Consider the following 1,864-nt stretch of genomic DNA (forward strand, 5'->3'; position numbering starts at 1 on the left):
CGCTTCGGCACCAACCGGCTCCTACCGAAGATCCTCGATCTACCCGAACACGTTTGGATCAACAAACCAGAGGCGGAACCTCAGGCCGCATAACTCCCGCTGGCCTCAAATCCTTGACACGTTCCGGCTGCGGTGCCGGGTCGGATCGGTACCACCTCGGCGACCGGTTCGGTCAGGAGGGTGATGCCGCCGGAGCGGTAGAGGCTGTCGTGGATGCCGTCGGCGTACAGCAGCCCGGTCAGGTCGGCGCGGGCCTTGGCGATCGGGTGGGCCCGCTGGAACCCGGCCGCCCCGATCAGCGGTGCCAGGTCGGCGACCGCGCGGACGGCGGTGTCGACGCCGGCGGCCTTGCCGACCCTGGCGGCGAAGTCGGCGTGCGGATGCGAGTCGGTGGCCAGGCGGCTGGTCGTGAGCGCCGCCAGCAGCGCGGCGGTGATTTCGGCGTGGGTGCGGCCGAGGACCACCAGGGCGTTGTCGCGTACCCGGGGCAGCACGCCGACCCTGGTCTTGGCGGCCAGGGCGCAGGTGACCAGGGTGTGTGCCCCGGCAGCGGTGCCCAGCGCCGTCGCGGTCACCAGGGGCCGGAACCGGGCGAAGTGGCGTCGGAACACCCCGAGGCCGTCCCCGGTCCGGCCGACCAGGTCGGTCGCCGGGTCGACGGGCACCTCGTGCAGGCGTAGCACGCCCCAGGACCAGCCTCCCAGCCCGAACGGCTCGATCACCTCCCGCTCCAGCCGTTGGGAGCCGGCGTCGACGACCGTGGCGCTGATCCGGCCGTCGGGGTCGCGGAAGAACACCACGAACCCGGCCGACTCCATCAGCCGCGACACCCAGCACTTCTCGCCGGTGAGCCGCCAGGTCCCGTCACGGCGAACGGTGGCTCTGGTGGTGATCTCCTGGATGCGGGAGCCGCCGTGCCGTTCGGTCGCGGCGATCCCGACCAGTTCTCCGGCGGCCAGCCGAGCGGCCCAGTGCATGGCGGCCTGCGGGGTGCCCTCGGCCAGGATCATCGCGCCGTGTCCGTCTCCGGTGGCGTCGCGCAGGTCCAGGTCGTGGAACCCGGCGGTGAACTGCGCGAGGGCCTGCCAGATCAGCCCGGCCCGCCCGGCCGGAGCGCGGTGGCCACGACCGGCGAGCTCGCGACGCAGATTGAGTAGCCACCGCGACCAGGCGGGTGTGTCCTGCGGCGCCGGTCCGTTCGCGCACAGGCTGCCGAAGTCGCTGGCAAGACGGTGCAGCTCCTGCCAGCCGGTGTCGTCGATCTCGGGCACGCTGGTGCGCAGCGGGTCGAGCCAGGTCATTGCGCTGGTCACAGGGTCACCTCCCCGTGCTGGGTGGCGGGCACGCCGTAGACGATGGCGCGGGACCGCACGTCCTTGGTGACGACCGATCCGGCGCCGACCAGGGCGTGCTCACCGACGTTGACACCGGCGAGGATGACCGCGCCGGAGCCGACCTTGCAGCCGTAGGCGAAGCTCGGCGGCAGCAGTGGCTGCTCGTTGTCGGGGTCGCGTCAGATCAGCTCCTTGTCGTTGATGGTCCGCACCCCCGCGCCGATGAAGGCCCGGTCCTTGACGACGGTGTCGGCGGTCAGGTGCGAGCCGGGCGAGCAGCGCACGCCGTCGCCGATGGCACAGCCGCGCTCGACGGTCAGGTTCGCCGCGAGCTGGCTGGCCGAGCCGACCTTGACGTTGGTGCGCAGCAGGGTGTTGTGGCCGATGGTGGTGTCGTCGCCGACGCTAGTGTTCTGTCTCGTAAATAGCTAGTCATTGGAGTAGACTCGAGACGTGACACGTGCTGCCGCACCACTGGTGCTCGAACCCGGCCAGCGGGAACTGCTGGAGTCTCTTGCGAAGTCGCGTAC

Annotated in this window: 1 protein-coding gene; it reads right to left on the minus strand. The window is 71.0% G+C overall.

The window, feature by feature from the left end:
* Nucleotides 1-80: 80 nt before the first annotated feature.
* Entirely contained in the window at nucleotides 81-1,313 is a 1,233-nt protein-coding gene (locus ABGB21_RS36790) for an acyl-CoA dehydrogenase family protein (RefSeq protein ID WP_347681758.1), read from the minus strand.
* Nucleotides 1,314-1,864 lie beyond the last annotated feature (551 nt).

Source organism: Plantactinospora sp. B24E8, from assembly GCF_039871735.1.
GTDB lineage: Bacteria > Actinomycetota > Actinomycetes > Mycobacteriales > Micromonosporaceae > Plantactinospora.